The organism is Jatrophihabitans sp. (assembly GCF_036389215.1).
In the GTDB taxonomy this organism is placed as follows: Bacteria; Actinomycetota; Actinomycetes; order Mycobacteriales; family Jatrophihabitantaceae; genus Jatrophihabitans_A.
This window is the reverse complement of record NZ_DASVQG010000272.1, coordinates 1-2,525: the sequence shown is the minus strand read 5'-3', so window position 1 is coordinate 2,525 and position 2,525 is coordinate 1. Positions and strand designations below refer to the sequence as shown.

Annotated in this window: 2 protein-coding genes; both read left to right on the top strand. The window is 71.4% G+C overall.

Features of this window, described 5'->3' with window-relative positions:
• Positions 1-1,016 (top strand): nitroreductase family protein (locus tag VF542_RS15335; protein ID WP_408652569.1); only part of this gene is annotated, 1,016 nt, incomplete at its 5' end.
• Complete coding sequence (locus VF542_RS15330; protein WP_408652568.1) at positions 1,003-2,523, top strand: class I adenylate-forming enzyme family protein; 1,521 nt, start codon at positions 1,003-1,005, stop codon at positions 2,521-2,523. The genes VF542_RS15335 and VF542_RS15330, both read left to right, overlap by 14 nt.
• Positions 2,524-2,525: the final 2 nt, after the last annotated feature.

Sequence of the window (2,525 nt, the reverse complement as noted above, 5' to 3'; positions counted from 1 at the left end):
CCCAGCTGGACGCAGCGCACGCAGCGGTCAACATCGTGGGTGTCGCGCTCAGCAGCGGTACCGCCGTGCTGCATGCCGGCCTGCCCGCCGCGTCCGCAACCGCACTGAGAAACGAGTTCCCCCGTTTCCACGAGCCACATTCAGTCATCCAGCTCGCGCGGGTTCGGGCCTACGCGGGCGATCCGATGGTCAGCGTGCGCGAAGCAGCCCCGGCCCGCAGGGCCGGACCGGCCTACGACTTCGAGGCACGGGCCTGGGCCGGCATCGTCGCCCCACTGCAGGGTGCGGCCGACGTCACGGGCCCGGCAGAACCGCGGGACACGACCGTGCTGGCGCTGCCTGACGCACAGCCCGACCTCGCGCTGCGGGCGGAGTGGCGGGAGCTGTCCGCCGCACGCCGTTCGGCCAAGCGGTTCGCCGTCGAGCCACTGTCCGGCGCCCAACTGGCCGCCACCATAGGGGCACTCGCCACGCCGCTGCCGACCACCTTCGGACATGATGCCGCAGCCCCGGCCGGCGGCGCGGCGAGCGGACGCGCGGCAGTGTCGGCCACCGTGATCGTCAACGACCGTCTCGAACTGAGCCCGGCCGAGCAGGCGGCCATCACGCGCTGCGCGCGGCTGGTGCGCTACGCCGCAACCCCTGACTCGCTGCCCCGCGACGCAGCGTCCTTCATCGCGGCCTGCATGGGCCAGGCGCACGCCGGGCACGGGCAGGCCTTCGTGGTGCTGCATACCGCACCAGGCCTGGTCGCTGCCGGCACCACGGGACACGACATCCGGCAGGCCCTGTTCCGGGCGGGCGCAGCTGCTCAGCTGCTGTGCCTGGCCGCGACCCGGGACCGCATCGCTGCCTCGACCATCGGTGGCTTCGACCCGGCGGTGTGGGCCCGGATCGCCCAGCTGCCCGGCGGCAGCGAACTGCTGTACCTGCTCGCACTGGGCGCCCCGGTGGCCGAATCCGGCGCTGCCCGCAACGACCGCGGAGAGAAGGCGACAGCACATGGCGAGTTCTGAGCCGGCCCCGGGCCTGCTTGCCCGGCAGCTGGCCGCCGCGCTGGGTTCCGAGGCCTGGACCTTCAAGCTGAGCGGCGGCGACGACGATCATGTGGACACCGCCAGGTTGCTGCGGATGGCCGCGCGGTTCGGTGGCTGGCTGGGCGAGCAACGACCCGCCAACCCGCGAGTGCTCATCCGGGCTCACAACTCGACCCGGTACGCGGTAGCGCTGGTCGGCACCCTGTTCACCGGAGGCGTGCCCATGTTGCTGGACCCGCTGGCCAGCGACACCGAGCTTGGCGAGCTGATCGCGACCTGCGGGGTCGACCTGGTGCTGGACGACTACTCCGCCGGACCGATCGCCGGGCAGCGCGTTCCGCTGGTGGACGACGCTAGCGGCCGGTACCGGGTTCGGCCTGCCGCAGCGGCGCCGACCGGTCACCGGGCAACCGTCATCAGCCACAGCGCCGCCGTGCCGGCGCTGGCTCCCGGCACCGAACTGTGCCGGTTCACCTCCGGGTCGACCCGCACGGCGGCATGCATCGAGTTCTCCGGCACGGCCGTGCTTTCCGCGGCCCGGTCCTGGATCGCGGCAAGCAGGCTGGCCAGCCGGGACCGGGTGCTGTGCTTCGCCGGCTTCTACAACGGCCTGGCATTCAACACCTCACTGATCCCCAGCATGCTGGCGGGTGCGACCCTGACCGTCCCGAGCGGACTGCCGTCACGCGGTTACGTGAGCAGGCAGCTGGCGGCGGCGCGCCCGACGGTGCTGGTGGCCTTCCCTGCGATCTACGATGCGCTGGCGGAGTCCGCCACGCCGCTGGCGGGGGTTTCCCACGTGCGGCTGAGCCTGTCCTCGGCGGCCCGGCTGTCCCCGGACACGGCGACGACGCTGGCCGCACGGTATGACCTGCAGGTGTCGGACTACTACGGCCTGGCCGAGACGGGTCCGGTAACCCTCGACCTGGACCCGGTGCCGGGCAGCGGGCAGGGATGGCCGCTACCCCATGCCGAGATCATGTTCGACACCGAACGTGGTTACGACCGCGAGATCCTGGTACGGACCCCCTCGATGGGGACCCGGTACCTGAACTACCCGGGTGGGTTCGAGGCCAGACTGACCGCCGACGGCTTCTACCGCTCCGGTGACGAGGGCGAGCTGCGCGACGGCCGGTTGCACCTGCACGGCCGGCTGGGCAAGGGACTCAACATCAACGGTCGCAAGATCTCGGCCGACGAGGTCGCTCAGGTCCTGCTGACCCATCCGGCAGTGCGTGACTGCCATGTCTTCGCCCTGCGGGACGAGGCTGGTCAGACCGTGCTGGGCGCCCTGCTCGTTCCGGCCGGCGAGGTCGCCGAGGCCAACCTCCGGCGTTACTGCCTGGAGCGCCTGGCGCCGTACAAGGCACCGAGCCGGATCCTGTTCACCACCTCGATTCCACGCAGCGGCTCCGGCAAAGCGCAACTGCAGCGCATCGATGACTACCTGCGCGACCAGCTCCAGCTGATCCCGCTCGGATCCTGAAT